This window comes from Pseudomonas pisciculturae, assembly GCF_015461805.1.
Classification (GTDB): Bacteria; Pseudomonadota; Gammaproteobacteria; order Pseudomonadales; family Pseudomonadaceae; genus Aquipseudomonas; species Aquipseudomonas pisciculturae.
Window position 1 is genome coordinate 350,179 of record NZ_JACVZE010000001.1, and the last position, 17,231, is coordinate 367,409.

17 protein-coding genes are annotated in these 17,231 nt (G+C 60.5%); 9 read left to right on the plus strand and 8 right to left on the minus strand.

The features are described from left to right. Positions 1 to 297: 297 nt before the first annotated feature. The 4 genes from ICY20_RS01595 (at position 298) to moaE (ending at position 3,011) form a co-directional block, all read left to right on the plus strand. Positions 298 to 1,692: a PhoH family protein gene (locus tag ICY20_RS01595; RefSeq protein WP_032886372.1), complete on the plus strand. Its 1,395-nt coding sequence runs from the start codon at positions 298 to 300 to the stop codon at positions 1,690 to 1,692. A gap of 151 nt (positions 1,693 to 1,843) precedes the next feature. Continuing rightward, positions 1,844 to 2,317, plus strand: a complete 474-nt coding sequence (gene moaC / locus ICY20_RS01600; RefSeq protein ID WP_194936792.1) for a cyclic pyranopterin monophosphate synthase MoaC — start codon at positions 1,844 to 1,846, stop codon at positions 2,315 to 2,317. Beyond that, positions 2,314 to 2,556: a molybdopterin converting factor subunit 1 gene (gene moaD, locus ICY20_RS01605; protein WP_159962493.1), complete on the plus strand. Its 243-nt coding sequence runs from the start codon at positions 2,314 to 2,316 to the stop codon at positions 2,554 to 2,556. Before moaC ends, moaD begins: the two co-directional genes overlap by 4 nt. A gap of 2 nt (positions 2,557 to 2,558) precedes the next feature. Further along, on the plus strand, positions 2,559 to 3,011 hold the full coding sequence (moaE, locus tag ICY20_RS01610; RefSeq protein WP_194936793.1) for a molybdopterin synthase catalytic subunit MoaE: 453 nt from the start codon (positions 2,559 to 2,561) through the stop codon (positions 3,009 to 3,011). A gap of 124 nt (positions 3,012 to 3,135) precedes the next feature. Here moaE and rhlB read toward each other — a convergent pair whose 3' ends face one another. After that, positions 3,136 to 4,590: an ATP-dependent RNA helicase RhlB gene (gene rhlB, locus ICY20_RS01615; protein WP_324187947.1), complete on the minus strand. Its 1,455-nt coding sequence runs from the start codon at positions 4,588 to 4,590 to the stop codon at positions 3,136 to 3,138. Positions 4,591 to 4,686: 96 nt separating this feature from the next. Next, positions 4,687 to 5,343, minus strand: coding sequence for an alpha/beta hydrolase (locus ICY20_RS01620; RefSeq protein ID WP_159962490.1), 657 nt, complete (start codon positions 5,341 to 5,343; stop codon positions 4,687 to 4,689). Between the two features lie 344 nt (positions 5,344 to 5,687). On the opposite strand from ICY20_RS01620, the gene ICY20_RS01625 reads away from it, so the two are divergent. From ICY20_RS01625 to ICY20_RS01640, 4 genes are all read left to right on the plus strand, one after another. Further along, positions 5,688 to 6,719, plus strand: coding sequence for an amino acid ABC transporter substrate-binding protein (locus ICY20_RS01625; protein WP_159962489.1), 1,032 nt, complete (start codon positions 5,688 to 5,690; stop codon positions 6,717 to 6,719). Between the two features lie 72 nt (positions 6,720 to 6,791). Then, positions 6,792 to 7,973 (plus strand): amino acid ABC transporter permease, encoded by a 1,182-nt coding sequence (locus ICY20_RS01630; RefSeq protein WP_159962488.1) that lies wholly within the window; start codon positions 6,792 to 6,794, stop codon positions 7,971 to 7,973. Positions 7,974 to 7,983: 10 nt separating this feature from the next. Then, a complete protein-coding gene (locus tag ICY20_RS01635) occupies positions 7,984 to 9,081 on the plus strand; it encodes an amino acid ABC transporter permease (RefSeq protein WP_122487630.1) in 1,098 nt (365 codons plus the stop codon). Between the two features lie 11 nt (positions 9,082 to 9,092). Beyond that, entirely contained in the window at positions 9,093 to 9,857 is a 765-nt protein-coding gene (locus tag ICY20_RS01640; protein ID WP_003171943.1) for an amino acid ABC transporter ATP-binding protein, read from the plus strand. 51 nt (positions 9,858 to 9,908) lie between these two features. On the opposite strand, the gene ICY20_RS01645 is transcribed toward ICY20_RS01640, so the two are convergent. Beyond that, a complete protein-coding gene (locus ICY20_RS01645; RefSeq protein WP_159962487.1) occupies positions 9,909 to 10,403 on the minus strand; it encodes a type II toxin-antitoxin system MqsA family antitoxin in 495 nt (164 codons plus the stop codon). Continuing rightward, entirely contained in the window at positions 10,400 to 10,711 is a 312-nt protein-coding gene (locus ICY20_RS01650; protein WP_159962486.1) for a type II toxin-antitoxin system MqsR family toxin, read from the minus strand. Before ICY20_RS01650 ends, ICY20_RS01645 begins: the two co-directional genes overlap by 4 nt. A 176-nt stretch (positions 10,712 to 10,887) precedes the next feature. Here ICY20_RS01650 and ICY20_RS01655 point away from each other — a divergent pair, with 176 nt between their 5' ends. After that, positions 10,888 to 12,162, plus strand: a complete 1,275-nt coding sequence (locus tag ICY20_RS01655) for a CynX/NimT family MFS transporter (RefSeq protein WP_194936794.1) — start codon at positions 10,888 to 10,890, stop codon at positions 12,160 to 12,162. Here ICY20_RS01655 and ICY20_RS01660 read toward each other — a convergent pair. From ICY20_RS01660 to ICY20_RS01675, 4 genes are all read right to left on the minus strand, one after another. Beyond that, on the minus strand, positions 12,159 to 12,800 hold the full coding sequence (locus tag ICY20_RS01660) for a DUF1120 domain-containing protein (protein WP_159962484.1): 642 nt from the start codon (positions 12,798 to 12,800) through the stop codon (positions 12,159 to 12,161). The two genes, ICY20_RS01655 and ICY20_RS01660, sit on opposite strands and share 4 nt — an antisense overlap. An 18-nt stretch (positions 12,801 to 12,818) precedes the next feature. Next, positions 12,819 to 13,943: a DUF1120 domain-containing protein gene (locus tag ICY20_RS01665; RefSeq protein WP_194936795.1), complete on the minus strand. Its 1,125-nt coding sequence runs from the start codon at positions 13,941 to 13,943 to the stop codon at positions 12,819 to 12,821. Between the two features lie 10 nt (positions 13,944 to 13,953). Then, the gene (locus ICY20_RS01670; protein ID WP_159962482.1) at positions 13,954 to 16,362 is read right to left on the minus strand and encodes a fimbria/pilus outer membrane usher protein; all 2,409 of its coding nucleotides are present in this window, start codon (positions 16,360 to 16,362) and stop codon (positions 13,954 to 13,956) included. A gap of 143 nt (positions 16,363 to 16,505) precedes the next feature. Further along, positions 16,506 to 17,222 (minus strand): fimbria/pilus chaperone family protein, encoded by a 717-nt coding sequence (locus ICY20_RS01675; protein WP_159962481.1) that lies wholly within the window; start codon positions 17,220 to 17,222, stop codon positions 16,506 to 16,508. Positions 17,223 to 17,231 lie beyond the last annotated feature (9 nt).

A 17,231-nucleotide genomic window follows, 5' to 3' on the forward strand; every position in this document is an offset into this window, starting at 1 on the left:
TTGTGCGACAAATCGATGCAGGCGGACTTCCGACTTTAACGGGGTACATGGCACTCGGCTAGTGCTATTCGTCATCCTGAAAAATAAACTTCAAAAAAGCGTCAAAGTGCTTTTTCCTGTCACATGTTTTGCGGTATTACGAAGTCAGATCGCCGGAACCTGCACCACAGGTGGCGTCTTCCAAGACTCCTCATGTGGGCATGCACTTGACGTCCCTCAGGTGCATTCGGTGGTCGAATCGAGGCGCAGCACCGCCCAGGTATTGCGTCGACTGGCTCCCACAAAAGGTGACCGAGTATGGATGATCATGGACGCACCCCTTCTTCCGACCAGCCAATCCTTTATGTGCTTGATACCAACGTATTGATCCACGATCCAAACGCTCTGCTCAACTTTGAAGAACACCACGTCGCCATCCCGATGATCGTGCTTGAGGAACTCGACAAACTCAAAAGCGGGCACCACAGCGTTGCCGCCGAATGCCGCCAGGCCATCCGCCTGATCGACAAGACATTGGGCGAAGCCTCACCTGAAGACGTTGAAGTCGGTGTGCCGATCCAGCGCGGCAAGAGCGGGCCCAAGGGCTTGCTGTCGATTTTGATGAGCAAGCGCAGCGAGCCCAACAGCCTGCTGCCGGAAAACCTCAACGACAACAAAATCATCAACCAATTGATCGACCTGCATGCGCGCGACAAGGACCTGCGCCTGGTGCTGGTGACCAAAGACATCAACATGCGCCTCAAGGCCCGTGCGTGTGGGATCGCGGCCGAGGACTACAGCACCGACCAACTGGTCGACGACGTCTCGATGCTGTCCCGCGGTTATCACACCGTGACCGGCTCCTTCTGGGACCTGGTCAGCAAGGTTGAAACCCGCCAGGACCACGGCCGCACCTGGCACCAGGTACAACTGATCGACAACCTGCCGGCGGTGCATATCAATGAATTCATCATCGACGAACAGGGCTTTGTGGGCTGGATCAAAGAGATCCAGGTCGACAAGCTGCTGATCCTCGACCTGCATCAGGAGCCCCTGTTGCACCAGGAAGCCTGGGGCCTGAAACCGCGTGACATCTACCAAAGCCTGGCGCTGTATGCGCTGCTCGACCCGGACATCCACCTGGTCAACCTGACGGGGGCTGCCGGTTCCGGTAAAACCATCCTCGCCCTGGCGGCTGCGATTGAGCAGACCATGGTGACCAAGCGTTATCGCCGCATCATCGCTACCCGCAGCGTGCAGGGCCTGGACCAGGAAATCGGCTTCCTTCCCGGCACCGAGGCGGAAAAAATGGAGCCGTGGCTGGGGGCGATCACCGACAACCTCGAAGCCTTGCACATGGATGACGAAAACACCCATGGCAGCGTCGACTACATCCTCAGCAAAGTGCCGTTGCAGTTCAAATCCCTCAACTACATTCGGGGTCGCAGCTTCCAGCAGAGTCTGATTTTGATCGATGAATGCCAGAACCTTACGCCGCACCAGATGAAAACCATCATCACCCGTGCTGGCGCCGGTTCCAAAGTGGTGTGCCTGGGCAACCTGGCACAGATCGACACCCCTTACCTGTCCGCGACCAGCTCCGGGCTGACCTACCTGACGGAACGCTTCAAAGACTTCCCGAACGGCGTGCATATTGCGCTGCAAGGGGTTCCACGTTCGATTCTGGCCGAGTACGCAGAGTCCCATCTGTAAACGCGGTCAATGTGGGAGGGGGCTTGCCCCCGATGGCTATGGCACATTCAACATCTCTGTTGACTGAGCCACTGCTATCGGGGGCAAGCCCCCTCCCACATTTTGATCAGCGATAGGTTTACAATCGCTGCTCCTGATCAGGAGTATCCCTGTGCTGACTCATCTCGATTCCCAAGGTCGCGCCCACATGGTCGACGTCACCGACAAAGCCGTGACGTTCCGTGAAGCGGTGGCGCAAGCCCGTGTGCGTATGTTGCCCGAGACCCTGAAAATGATTGTCGACGGCGCCCACCCCAAGGGCGACGTGTTTGCCGTGGCCCGTATTGCCGGGATCCAGGCGGCGAAGAAGACCAGTGACTTGATCCCCCTGTGCCACCCGCTGATGCTCACCGGCGTCAAGGTCGAGCTGAGCGCCGATGGCGTGGATGCGGTGAATATCGTGGCGCGCTGCAAGCTCTCCGGCCAGACCGGTGTGGAGATGGAAGCCCTTACTGCTGCCAGCGTCGCGGCCCTGACGATCTACGACATGTGCAAGGCCGTGGATCGAGGCATGACCATCGAAAGCATTCGCCTGCTGGAAAAGCTGGGCGGCAAGAGCGGGCACTTCAAGGCGGACCAGGCATGAGCATCAACGTATTGTTTTTTGCGCGTTACGCCGAAGCGGTGGGCTTTGACTCGCTGGAGATGGAGGGCGATTTCGCCACCGTCGATGCTGTACGTCTCGCGCTCGCTAATGATGCAGACTTTGCTGTGCTCAACGAAGCCAGCCTGATGTGCGCGCGCAACGAAGAGCTGTGTACGCTGGACGAGCCCCTCGTTGATGGCGATGAAGTAGCGTTCTTCCCGCCCGTAACGGGAGGCTGAGCATGGCCATTCGGGTGCAGATCGAGGCGTTTGACCCCGGTGCCGAAGTCAACGCCATGCACGCGGCCAATGTCGGCGTGGGGGCGGTGGTGAGCTTTGTCGGCTATGTACGCGACTTCAACGATGGTCGCGAGGTGTCGGGGATGTTTCTTGAGCACTATCCCGGCATGACTGAAAAGGCTTTGGCCAAGATTGTTGTCGAAGCGCAACAGCGCTGGCCGTTGCTCAAGTTGGAAGTGCTGCACCGCATCGGCGCGTTGGAGCCGGGAGAGCCGATTGTGTTTGTCGGGGTAGCCAGTGCCCATCGCCAGGCGGCGTTTGATGCCTGTGCGTTTGTGATGGATTACTTGAAGACCCGGGCGCCGTTTTGGAAGAAAGAAAACACCAGTGAAGGGCCGCGTTGGGTGGAAGGGCGTAGTAGCGATCACGCTGCCGCAGATCGCTGGAAGTCTTAGGCCCAGCACAAAACCAAATGTGGGAGCTGGCTTGCCTGCGATGCAGACACCTCGGTGTATCAGTTGCACCGAGGTGATGCTATCGCAGGCAAGCCAGCTCCCACATTTTTATCGCATTCCAGCTTTAGGGGCGTTTGCGCTCTACCGCTCGCAACAAATGCGTCGGCGGCGTCTCGCAGCTGATCTTACGACCCAGCAGTGCCTCAATCGATGGCAACTGATACGAGTCATCTTCCCCGGCAAAACTGATCGACACACCCGCAGCGCCTGCACGGCCGGTACGGCCAATACGGTGCACGTAGTCGTCCGGCACTTCCGGCAGGGTGAAGTTGATCACATGGCTAATGCCATCAATGTGAATGCCACGGCCCGCCACGTCAGTGGCCACCAATACGCGGATCTTGCCTTCTCGGAAGCCTTCCAGCGTCTTGATGCGCTTGTGCTGCGGTACATCGCCCGACAATTGCGCCGCGTTCACACCATCACGCACCAGGCGCTCTTCGATGCGGCGCACCTCGTCCTTGCGGTTGGCAAACACCATCACCCGCTCCCAACCGTTGTCGTTGATCAGGTTGTAGAGCAGTTTGTATTTGTCGGCACCGGCTACGGCGTAGATGTGTTGCTCGACGTTTTCGCTGGCCACGTTTTCCGCTTCGATCTCGACGATGGACGGGTCAGTCGTCCACTGCTTGGCGAGGTTCATCACGTCTTCGGTGAAGGTCGCGGAAAACAGCAGGGTCTGGCGTTCGGATTTTGGCGGGGTCTGGCGAATGATCTGGCGTACTTGCGGGATAAAGCCCATGTCGAGCATGCGGTCGGCTTCGTCCAGCACCATCACTTCGACCATGTCCAGGTGCACGTCGCCGCGCTGGTTGAAGTCCAGCAGGCGGCCCGGTGTCGCCACCAGGATGTCGCAGTGGCGGGCTTCGAGGTGCTTGAGTTGCTTGTCGAAGTCCATGCCGCCGACGAACGTCATCACGTTGAGGCCGGTGTACTTGGTCAGGTCGGCGGCGTCCTTGGCGATCTGCACCACCAGCTCCCGGGTCGGGGCGATGATCAGTGCGCGGGGCTCGCCCATGTAGCGTTCTTTCGGCGGCGGCGTCTGCAGCAACTGGGTGATGATCGAGATCAGGAACGCGGCAGTCTTGCCGGTGCCGGTCTGGGCGCGGCCGATGGCGTCTTTGCCCGCCAGGGTGAAGCCCAATACTTGCGCCTGGATCGGCGTGCAGTACGGGAAACCCAAATCTTGAATGGCGTGCATCAGTTCAGGGGCGAGCTTGAAATCGTGGAAGCGGGTCTTGCCTTCTTGGGGTTCGACGACGAAGTCTTCGAGTTTCCAAGGGATAACGGGCGGCTTGGGGGCACGTTCGCGGCGCGGTTTGGGAGCCGGTGCGGCTTCTTTTGCCGGTTCAGGCGCGGTCACCGTAGGCGTCGTCGGCTGTGCGACAGGCGCAGCACGCTCGGGCTGTTGACCGTCATTGCGGCTGCCGGCAGTCGGGGCAGGAGCACTGGGAACAGGCGCGAGTGGCTCGGCCTCGCTTTTGCCGAACATCTTCTTGAGTGCTTCGAGCACGGTGATCTCATTAATTGGTTAAGGAATGTACGCCGGCCAGTGTAATGCAAGAAACGGGCGCGGCGTAGTGTGTCTGTCATACGGCTACATAAACGCCGGTTTTCAGGCCAGGCGTGCGCTTAACCACGTGCCGATATCACGAATTTCTTCGGGTAACACTTCGTGACCCATTGGGTATTCCTGCCATGTCACGGTGACACCACGGCTCTTCAGGTGCTCGTAGGCACTGCGCCCCATGGCGTTCTGTACCACTTCATCGTACTGGCCGTGCAGGCACAGGGCTGGAATGCGCTGTTGGCTGGCGGACAACTCCAGCTCATCGCCAAACGTCGGCGCGTAGGTCGAGAGGGCGATCACGCCACCCAAGGCACCTTGCCATTTGGTAAACGCGGTGTGGTAAACCACCGCGCCGCCCTGGGAAAACCCAGCGAGGAAAATTCGCGAGGCGTCTATCCCGCTGCTTTTTTGTTCCTTGATCAAATCAGTGACCATTTTGGCCGACGCTTCCAGCTCTTCCAGGCTGATGGAGCGGGCCGGACTCATGGCCTTAATGTCGTACCAGCTGGGCATCTCGTAGCCGCCATTGATGGTCACCGGGCGAGTCGGCGCCTGGGGTAAAACGAAGCGGGTGCTCAGCAGGCTTTCTTGCAGCGCTTCGGCCACCGGCAGAAAGTCGTAGCGATCGGCACCCAGGCCATGCAACCAGATTACGCAGGCGTCTGCGGGCTTGGCGGGCTGAAGAATCAAGGGTTCGGTCATGTCTGCTCCATATATGTGCGTGCGCTCCGATTAAGTGCGACTCAACGGTGCGCCATAGGCTGATCTGTTAAGAGAATGTCGCAAGGTTGAATCTTTTGCGCTTGATAGTGGGCTGAAACGACTCAGCCATCACTCTGGTACGGGCCTTGCTATGTGTAGTTCGATGTCAGAGCTTTCCTGATTCGGTAACACTATCAGTGACTACCGTTGTGGGAAAGCAGCTGGAATTACCGCGAAAGCCTCAAGCTGCTTGACCCTAAAAAAAGCCAACACGGGTCAATACCGCCTCATAAGGGTGCGCTGAGGTTCGAGCTCCGACACAACAAGAGCAACTGGAGGTTTGAATGAAGGTATTGAAATCCACCCTGGCCATCGTGACTGCGGCGGCTGTACTGGGTGTCAGCGGTTTCGCCCAAGCCGGCGCCACCCTGGATGCCGTGCAGAAGAAAGGCTTCGTGCAATGTGGCGTGAGTGACGGCCTGCCGGGTTTCTCGGTACCGGATGCCAGCGGCAAGATCCTGGGGATCGACGCTGACGTGTGCCGCGCTGTGGCCGCTGCCGTGTTCGGCGACGCGACCAAGGTCAAGTTCAGCCAGTTGAACGCCAAGGAGCGTTTCACCGCGCTTCAATCGGGCGAAGTCGACATTCTGTCCCGTAATACCACCATGACCAGCTCCCGCGACGCCGGCATGGGCCTGAAATTCCCGGGCTTCATCACTTACTACGACGGCATCGGCTTCCTGGTAAACAACAAGCTGGGCGTGAAAAGTGCCAAGGAACTGGACGGTGCAACCATCTGCATCCAGGCCGGTACCACCACTGAGCTGAACGTTTCCGACTACTTCCGTGGCAACGGCCTCAAATACACCCCGATCACCTTCGACACCTCCGACGAAAGCGCCAAGTCGCTGGAATCCGGTCGTTGCGACGTACTGACCTCCGACAAGTCCCAACTGTTCGCCCAGCGCAGCAAGCTGGCCGCGCCGAAAGACTACGTGGTACTGCCGGAAACCATCTCCAAGGAGCCGCTGGGCCCGGTCGTGCGTAATGGCGACGACGAGTGGCTGGCCATCGTGCGCTGGGTTGGCTACGCCATGCTCAACGCTGAAGAAGCCGGTATCACCTCCAAAAACGTCGAAGCTGAAGCCAAGTCCACCAAGAACCCGGACGTTGCGCGTCTGCTCGGTGCTGACGGCGAATACGGCAAAGACCTGAAAGTGAAGAAAGACTGGGTTGTACAGATCGTCAAGCAAGTCGGTAACTACGGCGAAGTGTTCGAGCGCAACCTGGGCAAGAGCACCCCGCTGGAAATCGACCGTGGCCTGAACGCGCTGTGGAACGCCGGCGGCATTCAATACGCACCCCCTGTGCGCTGATCGCTGATGGTTCTATCACCCGGTGGGCCAACCGCCGGGTGATGTTCTGTTCCATTATTTTCGGGGCATTTCATGCAAAAACAAATCGGCGCACCCAAGCAGAAGCTCAGCTTCAGCGACCCCAAAGTGCGTGCGTGGCTCTTCCAGATCATCACGATTGTGGCGGTGATCTCGCTGGGCTGGTACCTCTTCGACAACACCCAGACCAACCTTCAGCACCGAGGCATTACCTCGGGTTTCGACTTTCTTGAACGCAGTGCCGGCTTTGGCATCGCGCAGCATTTGATCGACTACACCGAATCGGACAGCTATGCCCGAGTGTTTGTGATCGGTTTGCTCAACACCTTACTGGTCACCGTGATCGGCGTGATCCTGGCAACCCTGCTGGGTTTCGTGATCGGCGTGGCACGGCTGTCGCCGAACTGGATGATCAACAAGCTGGCGACCGTGTATGTGGAAGTGTTCCGCAATATTCCGCCGCTGCTGCAAATCCTGTTCTGGTATTTCGCGGTGTTCCTGACGATGCCGGGGCCGCGTAACAGCCACAACTTCGGCGATACCTTCTTTGTCAGCAGCCGTGGCCTGAACATGCCGGCAGCGATTGCTGCTGATGGGTTCTGGCCGTTTGTGGTAAGCATCGTGATTGCCATCGTGGCTATCGTGCTGATGTCGCGGTGGGCCAACAAACGCTTTGAAGCGACTGGCGTACCGTTCCACAAATTTTGGGCGGGCCTGGGGTTGTTCATCGTGATCCCGGCGTTGTGCACCTTGATCTTCGGCGCACCTGTTCACTGGGAAATGCCTGAACTCAAGGGTTTCAACTTTGTTGGCGGCTGGGTGTTGATCCCCGAACTGCTGGCACTGACCCTGGCGCTTACCGTGTACACGGCAGCCTTTATTGCCGAGATCGTGCGGTCGGGCATCAAGTCCGTCAGCCACGGCCAGACCGAAGCCGCGCGCTCCCTGGGCCTGCGGCCTGGGCCGACGCTGCGCAAGGTCATCATCCCGCAGGCCCTGCGGGTGATCATTCCGCCGCTGACCAGCCAATACCTCAACCTGGCGAAAAACTCGTCGTTGGCCGCCGGTATCGGTTACCCGGAAATGGTTTCGCTGTTTGCCGGCACGGTGCTCAATCAGACCGGCCAGGCCATCGAGGTTATTGCCATCACCATGAGCGTGTACCTGGCGATCAGCATCAGCATTTCCCTGCTGATGAACTGGTACAACAAGCGCATTGCGCTGATCGAGCGGTGAGGAAACGCACATGAGTTCGCATACTTTCAAACCTGATATGCCGCCGCCGAGCAAAGTCTTCGGCCCGGTGGCATGGATGCGCGCCAACCTGTTTTCCAGTTGGCTCAATACCCTGCTGACCCTGTTGGCGTTCTACCTGGTGTACCTGGTGGTACCGCCGATACTGCATTGGGCGATCCTGGATGCCAACTGGGTGGGCACTACCCGCGCCGACTGCACCAAGGAAGGCGCGTGCTGGGTGTTTATCCAACAGCGCTTCGGGCAGTTCATGTACGGCTACTACCCCGGCGACCTGCGCTGGCGCGTAGACCTGACCGTGTGGCTGGCCATCGTCGGCGTGGCGCCGTTGTTTATCTCGCGCTTCCAGCGCAAGGCGATCTACGGCCTGAGCTTTTTGGTGCTGTACCCGATCATCGCGTTCTTCCTGCTGCACGGCGGCATCTTCGGCCTGACCAACGTGGCGACCAGCCAATGGGGCGGCCTGATGCTGACCCTGGTGATCGCTACCGTCGGTATTGCCGGTGCCTTGCCATTGGGCATCGTGCTGGCGCTGGGGCGACGCTCGAACATGCCGGCGATTCGCGTGATCTGCGTGACGTTCATCGAGTTCTGGCGCGGCGTGCCGTTGATCACCGTGCTGTTCATGTCGTCGGTAATGCTGCCGTTGTTCCTGCCTGAGGGCATGGGCATCGACAAATTGCTGCGGGCATTGATCGGCGTGATCCTGTTCCAGTCGGCCTACGTGGCCGAAGTGGTACGCGGTGGCTTGCAGGCGATTCCCAAGGGTCAGTACGAAGCAGCCGCAGCAATGGGCCTGGGTTACTGGCGCAGCATGGGCCTGGTGATTCTGCCGCAAGCCCTGAAGCTGGTGATCCCTGGCATCGTTAACACCTTTATTGCGCTGTTCAAGGACACGAGCCTGGTGATCATCATCGGCCTGTTCGACCTGCTCAACAGCGTCAAGCAAGCCGCCGCCGACCCGAAATGGTTGGGCATGGCCACCGAAGGCTACGTGTTCGCGGCCCTGGTGTTCTGGATTTTCTGTTTTGGTATGTCGCGCTATTCCATTCATTTGGAACACAAGCTCGACACAGGCCACAAGCGTTAGGAGTTGATGTTATGAGCGAAGCGATCAAACAGCCTGTGAGCCCTGAAGGCATTATCCAGATGCAGGGCGTCAACAAGTGGTACGGCCAGTTCCACGTGTTGAAAGACATCAACCTCAACGTCAAGCAGGGCGAGCGTATCGTGCTGTGCGGCCCGTCGGGTTCGGGCAAGTCCACCACCATCCGTTGCCTCAACCGCTTGGAAGAACACCAGCAAGGCCGCATCGTGGTCGATGGCGTGGAACTGACAAACGACCTCAAGCAGATCGAAGCGATCCGCCGCGAAGTCGGCATGGTGTTCCAGCACTTCAACCTGTTCCCGCACCTGACCATCCTGCAAAACTGCACGCTGGCACCGATGTGGGTGCGCAAGATGCCCAAGCGCAAGGCCGAAGAAATCGCCATGCATTACCTGGAGCGCGTGCGTATCCCGGAGCAGGCCCACAAGTTTCCGGGGCAACTCTCTGGCGGTCAGCAACAGCGTGTGGCGATTGCCCGTGCCTTGTGCATGAAGCCGAAAATCATGCTGTTCGATGAGCCGACTTCGGCACTCGACCCGGAAATGGTGAAAGAAGTTTTGGACACCATGATCGGCCTGGCCGAAGACGGCATGACCATGTTGTGCGTGACCCACGAAATGGGCTTTGCGCGCACCGTGGCCAACCGCGTGATCTTCATGGACAAGGGCGAGATCGTCGAGCAGGCGGCGCCGAATGACTTCTTCGACAACCCGCAGAATGACCGGACCAAGTTGTTCTTGAGCCAGATTTTGCATTGATCGATGTGTGAATAAATAAACCCGGCCTGGTGCCGGGTTTATTTTTTGGAGCTAGGACGCTTTGAGCGTTTCAGCTTTATCGTGTTTGGTATAGGTAAAGGCGCCGCGCATATCGGCGCCTTCAGCCAAGGCTTTTGCGTCCGCCAGCAAATGCGGGTGACGATCCAGCAAGCGCATCAGTAACACCAAGGTTTTGGGGGCTAGCAGTTCGCCGCGTTCATAACGTGAGAAGGCATTGTGGCCGCCACCGGAGAGCAGTTCCACGGCCTCTTTCTGGGTAAGGTGCAGTTTGCGGCGGATGCGTTTCATCTCTGTGCCGATCATTTGTCGGGCTGCAACGACGAGTTCATCGCCTGCTTCTCCAAAACGGTCGGCGCTATCTGTATCCGGGTCCCAAAAGCCGTCTCCACATACATGACATTCCCAGCCGGAGAGATTATCCACCCGGCGCTCCATGCCTTTGACACTAATGGTTTCACTGCGGCCCTTGAAATAGTGCAGAGCGTCGGGTGCGCCGCAGATGTAGCAAAGCTCGGGTTCTTTCATTGGTTTTTCTCCTTGAAGGAGATCACCGGTGGCCTACCGTCTACGCGGTAAGTCACCTTGATGTAAATCTCCCTGCCTTTCGAGTGGGTGTGGTACACGTCCTGCCAGACTCGATGGTCCCCGTAAGTGGTCATCGATTTGTACAACATCCAGTTTTGTAACTCATAAATGACGTCTTGCATTTGCCCGATGCTGAAGCGCACTTCCCAGCCGCATTTTTGCGCTGACTGTGTAAAGGCGCTTCTCCCCAGCCGCCTCACATCCGCCTTTATCACCGCCAAATCGTAATGAGGTGTGTACTTTTCCATAAGACACCTGAGTTCAATAATTACCCTCTAAGGGTAATTTTACCAATCGAAAATACTGCTCCTTTTGCTGCCTAAGAAACCTAGTCCGTTGCTCTCGTAGGCACGTCCGAATAGGCTGTGGGAGATTTCATCGAATAATTAGCGCAAGCGCCTCTCCCTCTGCCGGCAGTTGATCAATGACCTCTCAAGCCCCAAAACCGCAGCGCACGCCCGAGCTGGAAGAACTGTTGATCGACGCCGAAGCCGACGACGACGTGGTGCAACACGACCACCCGCTGGTGAGTCGCCCGTGGCTATTGCTGTTGGGCCTTGTACTGGTGGCGTTGAACCTGCGCCCGGCGTTGTCGAGCCTGTCGCCGCTGCTCAATGACGTATCGACCAGCCTCGGCCTTTCGGCTGCCAGGGCGGGTTTGCTGACCACCTTGCCGGTGCTGTGCCTGGGGTTGTTTGCGCCCCTGGCGCCGATCCTGGCCCGGCGCTTTGGCGCCGAGCGCGTTGTGCTCGGGATTCTGCTAACGCTGGCCGCCGGCATCCTGCTGCGCAGTGCATTTGGGGAAGTGGGTTTGTTCGCGGGCAGCCTGATTGCCGGTGCGAGCATTGGCATCATCGGCGTGCTGCTGCCGGGCATCGTCAAGCGTGACTTCGCCAAACAGGCCGGCACCATGACCGGTGTGTACACCATGGCGCTGTGCCTGGGCGCGGCGCTGGCGGCGGGGGCCACGGTGCCCATCAGTCACTATTTTGGTGACAGCTGGAACATCGGCCTGGGCTTCTGGGTGGCGCCTGCGCTGTTGGCGGCGATGTTCTGGTTACCACAAATCGGGCAGAAACAGGGTGCGCATCGCGTCGCTTACCGGGTGAAAGGCTTGCTGCGTGACCCGCTGGCCTGGCAAGTGACGTTGTACATGGGCCTGCAATCGTCCCTGGCCTACATCGTGTTTGGCTGGGTGCCGTCGATTCTGATCAGTCGCGGCCTTAGCCCTACCGAAGCGGGGCTGGCGCTGTCTGGTTCGATTATCGTGCAACTGCTCAGCGCCCTCACCGCGCCGTGGTTGGCCACGCGCGGCAGGGACCAGCGCCTGGCCATCGTCGTGGTGATGGTGCTGACCCTCGGCGGCCTGTTCGGTTGCCTGTATGCCCCGATCGACGGTTTATGGGGCTGGGCCATTCTGCTCGGCCTGGGGCAGGGCGGTACTTTCAGTTTGGCGTTGACCTTGATCGTGCTGCGCTCGCGAGACGCTCACGTCGCCGCCAATCTATCGAGCATGGCTCAGGGTATTGGCTATACCCTGGCATCTCTCGGCCCGTTGGCGGTGGGGTTGATCCACGACTGGACCGGCGGCTGGGCTGCCACCGGTTGGGTGTTCGCCGTGATTGGCCTGGGCGCCATCGCTGCTGGCCTCGGTGCGGGGCGGGCGAAATACGTCGGCGTCAGCAGCGAGAAAGTCTAGAGATACAACACCTCCAGGGTTGCTGAACCGTCCATCACAATGTCGGTGCTCAGGTCCAGGTTCTGCTTGGCGTTGATCACCACCTCCAGGGTGAGGGTGCTGGTGAGGTTCTGGATCGCTGCCGGCCCGGCGGTACTGCCCTCGGTATCGGTAAAACCGAGCAGGCTTCTAGCGCCGACATCGATGGGGTTCAGGTTGGCCATGCGCCACGCGAGGCCGCCAGTGGTGGATTCGGTGCCATAGACCGGCGCCCAGCTATCGGCCGAGGTCTGCTTGGGGTCGAAGCTCAACGAATACACACCGATCTTGTTGCCGCTGTTATCGAGCCCCAATCCATAGTAAATCTCGCTGTTGACGTGGGCCGTGCCGTCGCGGTTGTCGCGCATGCGCAACGAATACTGCACGGGGCCGTTGCAAGTGAGCGTCAGGCTCAGGGATTTGCGTGGCAGACGCGTGCCGGTTGCGAGGTTGAGGTCTTGTTGGGAGATCTTGCCGAACTCGACCCTGCCATTGCCCGACAGGGTCGGCGTGCAGGAGGCGGGCGTGATCAGGCCGTTGACGTTCAGGTCGACGGTGGAAGCAGCGTTGGTCAAGGGGCTGAGCAACACGGTGAGGAGTGTCAGGTATCGATACATCATGTGAGTCTCCGATTGCGCTTAGAAGTAGATGATTTCCAGGGTCGCCGAACCGTCGAGGCGCACTTCACTGCTCAGGTCGAGGGTGTTGAGTGGCGCTATAAAGGTCTTCAGGTTCAGTTGTGCGTGCAGGGTTTTCAGTGCGTGGGGGCCTTCGGTGCTGCCGGCCGTTGCGGTAAAACCGAGCAGGCTGCGCGCGCCCAGGGGCAGTGGGTTGGCGCTGGCGCTGCTCCAGGCTGTGCCACCTGTGGTGGAGTCCGTGCGATACAACTGCGGCAGGTTGTCGGCGGTTGCCTGGGGGGGGTCGACGAGGAGGTAATACCGCCCGATTTTCTGACCGCGGTCATCCAGGCCCAGTCCGTAGGCGGTCTCATCGAGGCCTCCGGTGGCGGAGCCGTCGCGGTTGTCATGCATGACCAGGGCAAAGGGAGCCGGACCGTCGCAGTTAACCGTGAGGCTCAGCGGCCGTTCCGGCAGGGGGGTGTGGTTGTCGTGATTCAAGTCGCTGACTGACAATTTGCCGAAATTCACGATGCCATTGCTGGAGAGGCTCGGCACGCAGGCTGCGGGTGCGAATCGCGCTTGCAGGCTCAGCTCCCGCGAGCGCCCCGAGGCCGGGGCGTCGATCAGCCCTGAGGTTTCCCACGTCACGGCGTCACGCACCCGTACGGCCTCTTCGCGCGCCCAGGCGCTGACCTGCAGGTGCACGGAAAAGCTACGGCCCGTGGCGGGTTGACCATCGATCATCGGTACGACGCCATGGTCTGCCCGCCAACCGAGATTTGCGCCGACCAGGCTCGGCGCCTGGCCCTGGCCTGCGAGCAAGCCAAGCTCTACAGCGCGGCCATCCAGCACGCCGTCACGCACCTGCAGTTGGTAAGTGCCCCCTTGCGTGAAACGCAGGCGCTCGGTGCCGGCGGCCAATGCACGGTAGAACAGGCTCATGTCCTGAGGTTGCGGGCAGTTCAGCGTCAGGGACAGTTGCCGTTCGCCGAGCAGTCGTTCTGCTGTCGAGGTCGGTGCAACGGCGCGGTTCATCAGGCCGAAGTCCAGGCGCGATTCGCTGAGGTCCAGGCGGCACTCGTCCTGGGCCTGTACCACGCTGGCGCAGAGCAGCAAGGCGGTGAGGCAGTGGTGAAGCTTCATGGGCTTTTCCTCAAGGGTTCTGGCAGCGGGCCGGGGCCGTTTCGTAGTACACGTGCGGGTCGGCCTTGGCGGGCAACTCGAAGCGCAAATGGCAGCGGGGTTGGTCGGGGGCTTTGATCCACAGCGTGCGGGTGTCGAGGACATCGGGCAGAAACACCTGGTTGTGTTCCTGGACCAGGGTGATGAACTCGCCGTCTTCGGTGGTCACCGTCGAGCCCCTGGGAACGGGCCTGTCCAGGGTCAGCAGTGCCCGGCGGGTCAGGGCTACCCCGAACTCGACGCGCTCCACTGCGCCGCGCCCGGCCGAGACCACAGCCAGGCCGTTGTTGATGTCGGCATTGCGTGGCAGCGAGCGGGTTTGCACCTCCAACGGGCTGCGCCCATAGGCACTGAGTTGCGAGGCTACGGCCTGGCCTTGCCAGTCGGTCCACACCGGGCCGCTGGGGGTGTTGACCTTGATGCCGGCCATGTCGCCCACCGACAGCACGGCAAAGGTGTCGCGCACCGGGTAGGGCGAGAAGGTCACGCCGTCACCGTGCAGCACCACCGCGCCTCGTGCGCCGCCCTGGTAGCTCGAACGCTCGGCATCGGAGCGGGTGTAGTTGAAGTCCAGTTGGCTGTAGTACGGCAGGGCCGAAACGCCCAGGGATGATTCGACTTCGCGATCGCGTGTGTCATGTTCGACGCCGACGCGGTAAGCCAATTGATCATTGAGCTGTTCGTTAAGCCCAAGCCCCGTGCGATGCTCGCCACCGGAGTTACGCACCCACGCCCGCCCCCGGCGATTGCTGCCAAGCGGGACACTGACGGTCAGGTAAACGCTGTCATCGTTATAGCGTCGTCCGCCCATGTGCCATTCGGCTGTGGCAGACACCGACAGCCCGCCAACTTGCGTCCCCCAGGCGGCCAGGCCACGGCTGCTGTTGTCGCCCTGGAATGACGACGAGCGGGAAAAACCTGCCGTAAACGCACCCAGCTGCGGGTGGGACCACGAGGTGGTTGCGCTCTGCTGGTCGCGATAGCGCGAACGTTGCTGCTCGCGGGTGTCGGTGGTGTAGGTCGACTCGGTGAGGTCGCGGTAGCCCTGGGTGCGCCACGAATTGGCGGCCGTCAACGACCAGCGCTCGGTCAATTTCTGCGACCACGACAGGTCGGTTTGCACACCGCGCTCCTGGGTGCGCCGTGTGGCATCGGAGGCCACCAGCGCCAATTGCACCTGGCTGTCCTGCCAGGGCAACAACCCCAGGCTAAGCCCCGCCGATTTATAGGCCTCGGCCGCCAGCACCCCGCTACCCACGCTGACTTGCGGGTGCGGCGCGGCGCTGTAGCCGGCACTCACCACCCAGGGCTCGGCGCCCTCACTGTTGCCGATACTGCGTACTTGCCCGGCAGCCACCGAGTAGCCAGGGGCCGGCAAGCCAAGGCCGAGCATGGCGGCGGGTACGGTGAAGCGGCGTTCCTCGCCGGTGGCCTCCTTGACCGTCACTTCGACGTCGGAGCGCCCATTGAGGCGCGGCACATTACTCAAGGTAAACGGGCCGGCGGGCACCACGGTGGAGTGAATCAAGGTGCCGTTTTGCCGAACTTCGACCTGTGCCGGGCCATTGGCGATGCCATCAATGGTCGCGCCCTGGTTCTGGTCTTGCAGTGCCTCCTCGGTCAGCACCTGCACACCGGTGATCTGCGCACCCGCCAGCACGGGGTTGTAGAGGTTGATCTGCCCTGCCTGCAGCACCGCCTGATGGCGGGCGAATGTGCGCTGGGCGTAGGCGTCGAGGTGTGTAGTGCTTGAGGTGCGGTCCTGCCAGGTCTGCACCTGGCGGCTGCGTACGATCCAGTCGCCCGCGTTGAAACCCACCTCGGTATTGGCCGAGCCGAAGCGGCTGGTGTCGTCGCCGTAGTTGTTGTACAGACCGGTAAGGTCGTAATTGAGCAACGCGGCAAAACCTCCGGTTTGATACCCGGAAATATCCTGGCTGACCGGGCGCAGGGCTTGGGTGGGTACCACCAGCGACAGGCCCAGGTTAGCGGTGTCGGGTTCGATCACCGTCTGTGGGAACTCGTTGAGGAAGTCGTAGCAACTGTCTTCCTCCCCAGGGCCGGATGCCGGGACCACAAGCTGTGCGGCGTCCAGCAACGGTGGGTCGAAGCACAGTGCGCCTTGTCGATCGAAACTGATATCGACGCGCCCTCGGCGCTGGCCGTTGACTGTCAGGTTGAGCGCATGGCGACCCGGGCTGAAACGCGGTGATTGCATCAGCAGGTGGGCAAGTTCGGGGTCGATCCCGCGCTGGAGCAGGGTCTGTGAGTCAAAGGTGGCCCATACCGGGGTTGCCATAAGCCCCTGGCTGAGGGCCAGCACCATCAGTGGCAGGCGTGGTGAAACGCCGGGCACGGCGTTGCCGTCACGGTTATTCATGACTGTGTTCACACAAGTGCACTCTTCTCTGGATGGAGGTGCCCGTCGCGCTTCCCTATCGCGGCAGGTCGCCTTCCCGGTGGCCTTGCGTCGGTGGCCACTTCGTTATTATTGGCGCCAGTGCGTCCCTGGGCGCCGTTGCTTCACAGGGTGATGGGCGCTTCGTGGGCAGGTACGGCAAAGCCATAGACGGTGGCAGGTTGCATACGCACGGCAGTGGCGCCGGAACCGCTGGCGCTGACGGTCAGCGTTTCACCGGGCAGTACGTACGTGCGCGGCAGCATTGCCGTGCCGGTGCCAGGCAGCAGTAGCAGCTCCTGGGCCATGCGCACCACATAGGGCGTTGGGTTGTGGACGCTGAGCTGGTCGGCTTTCAAGGTCCAGGTGAGGCCCAGCCACGGGGTGCGGTTTGGGGCAAGCCCCTTGGGGTGAAGGATTACCGGCAGGTTCTGCCGCACGGTGACCCCTACTTGCGCACGCCCGGCTTCGGCGCGCGCGCGCTGCTCGGGCATACCTTCGAAAATCACGCGTTTAAGGCGCTGGGTTTTCAGGGGTTCGCTGGTTTGCAGAATGAAGCGCACCAGTTGACTCTTGGACGGCTCGACCCGCGTCAGCGGCGGGGTCACGAACAGCAGCGAGTCGGTGTCTTCGGGAATACTTTCAAGGCTCACGTGCAACAGGGCCAGTGTGTTGTCGGTGTTGGTCACCGACACGCTGGCCTCGCCATCGGCCTCGTTGACGATCACCACCGAGGTGTCCGGCACCATGCCGTCAGCACGTACGGTGGTTGTGCTCAGCACTGCCAGGGCGGCACAGCAGAGGTGCAGGCCCCAGCGCAGAACGGGAAAAGTAGGGTTCATGACAGGTTT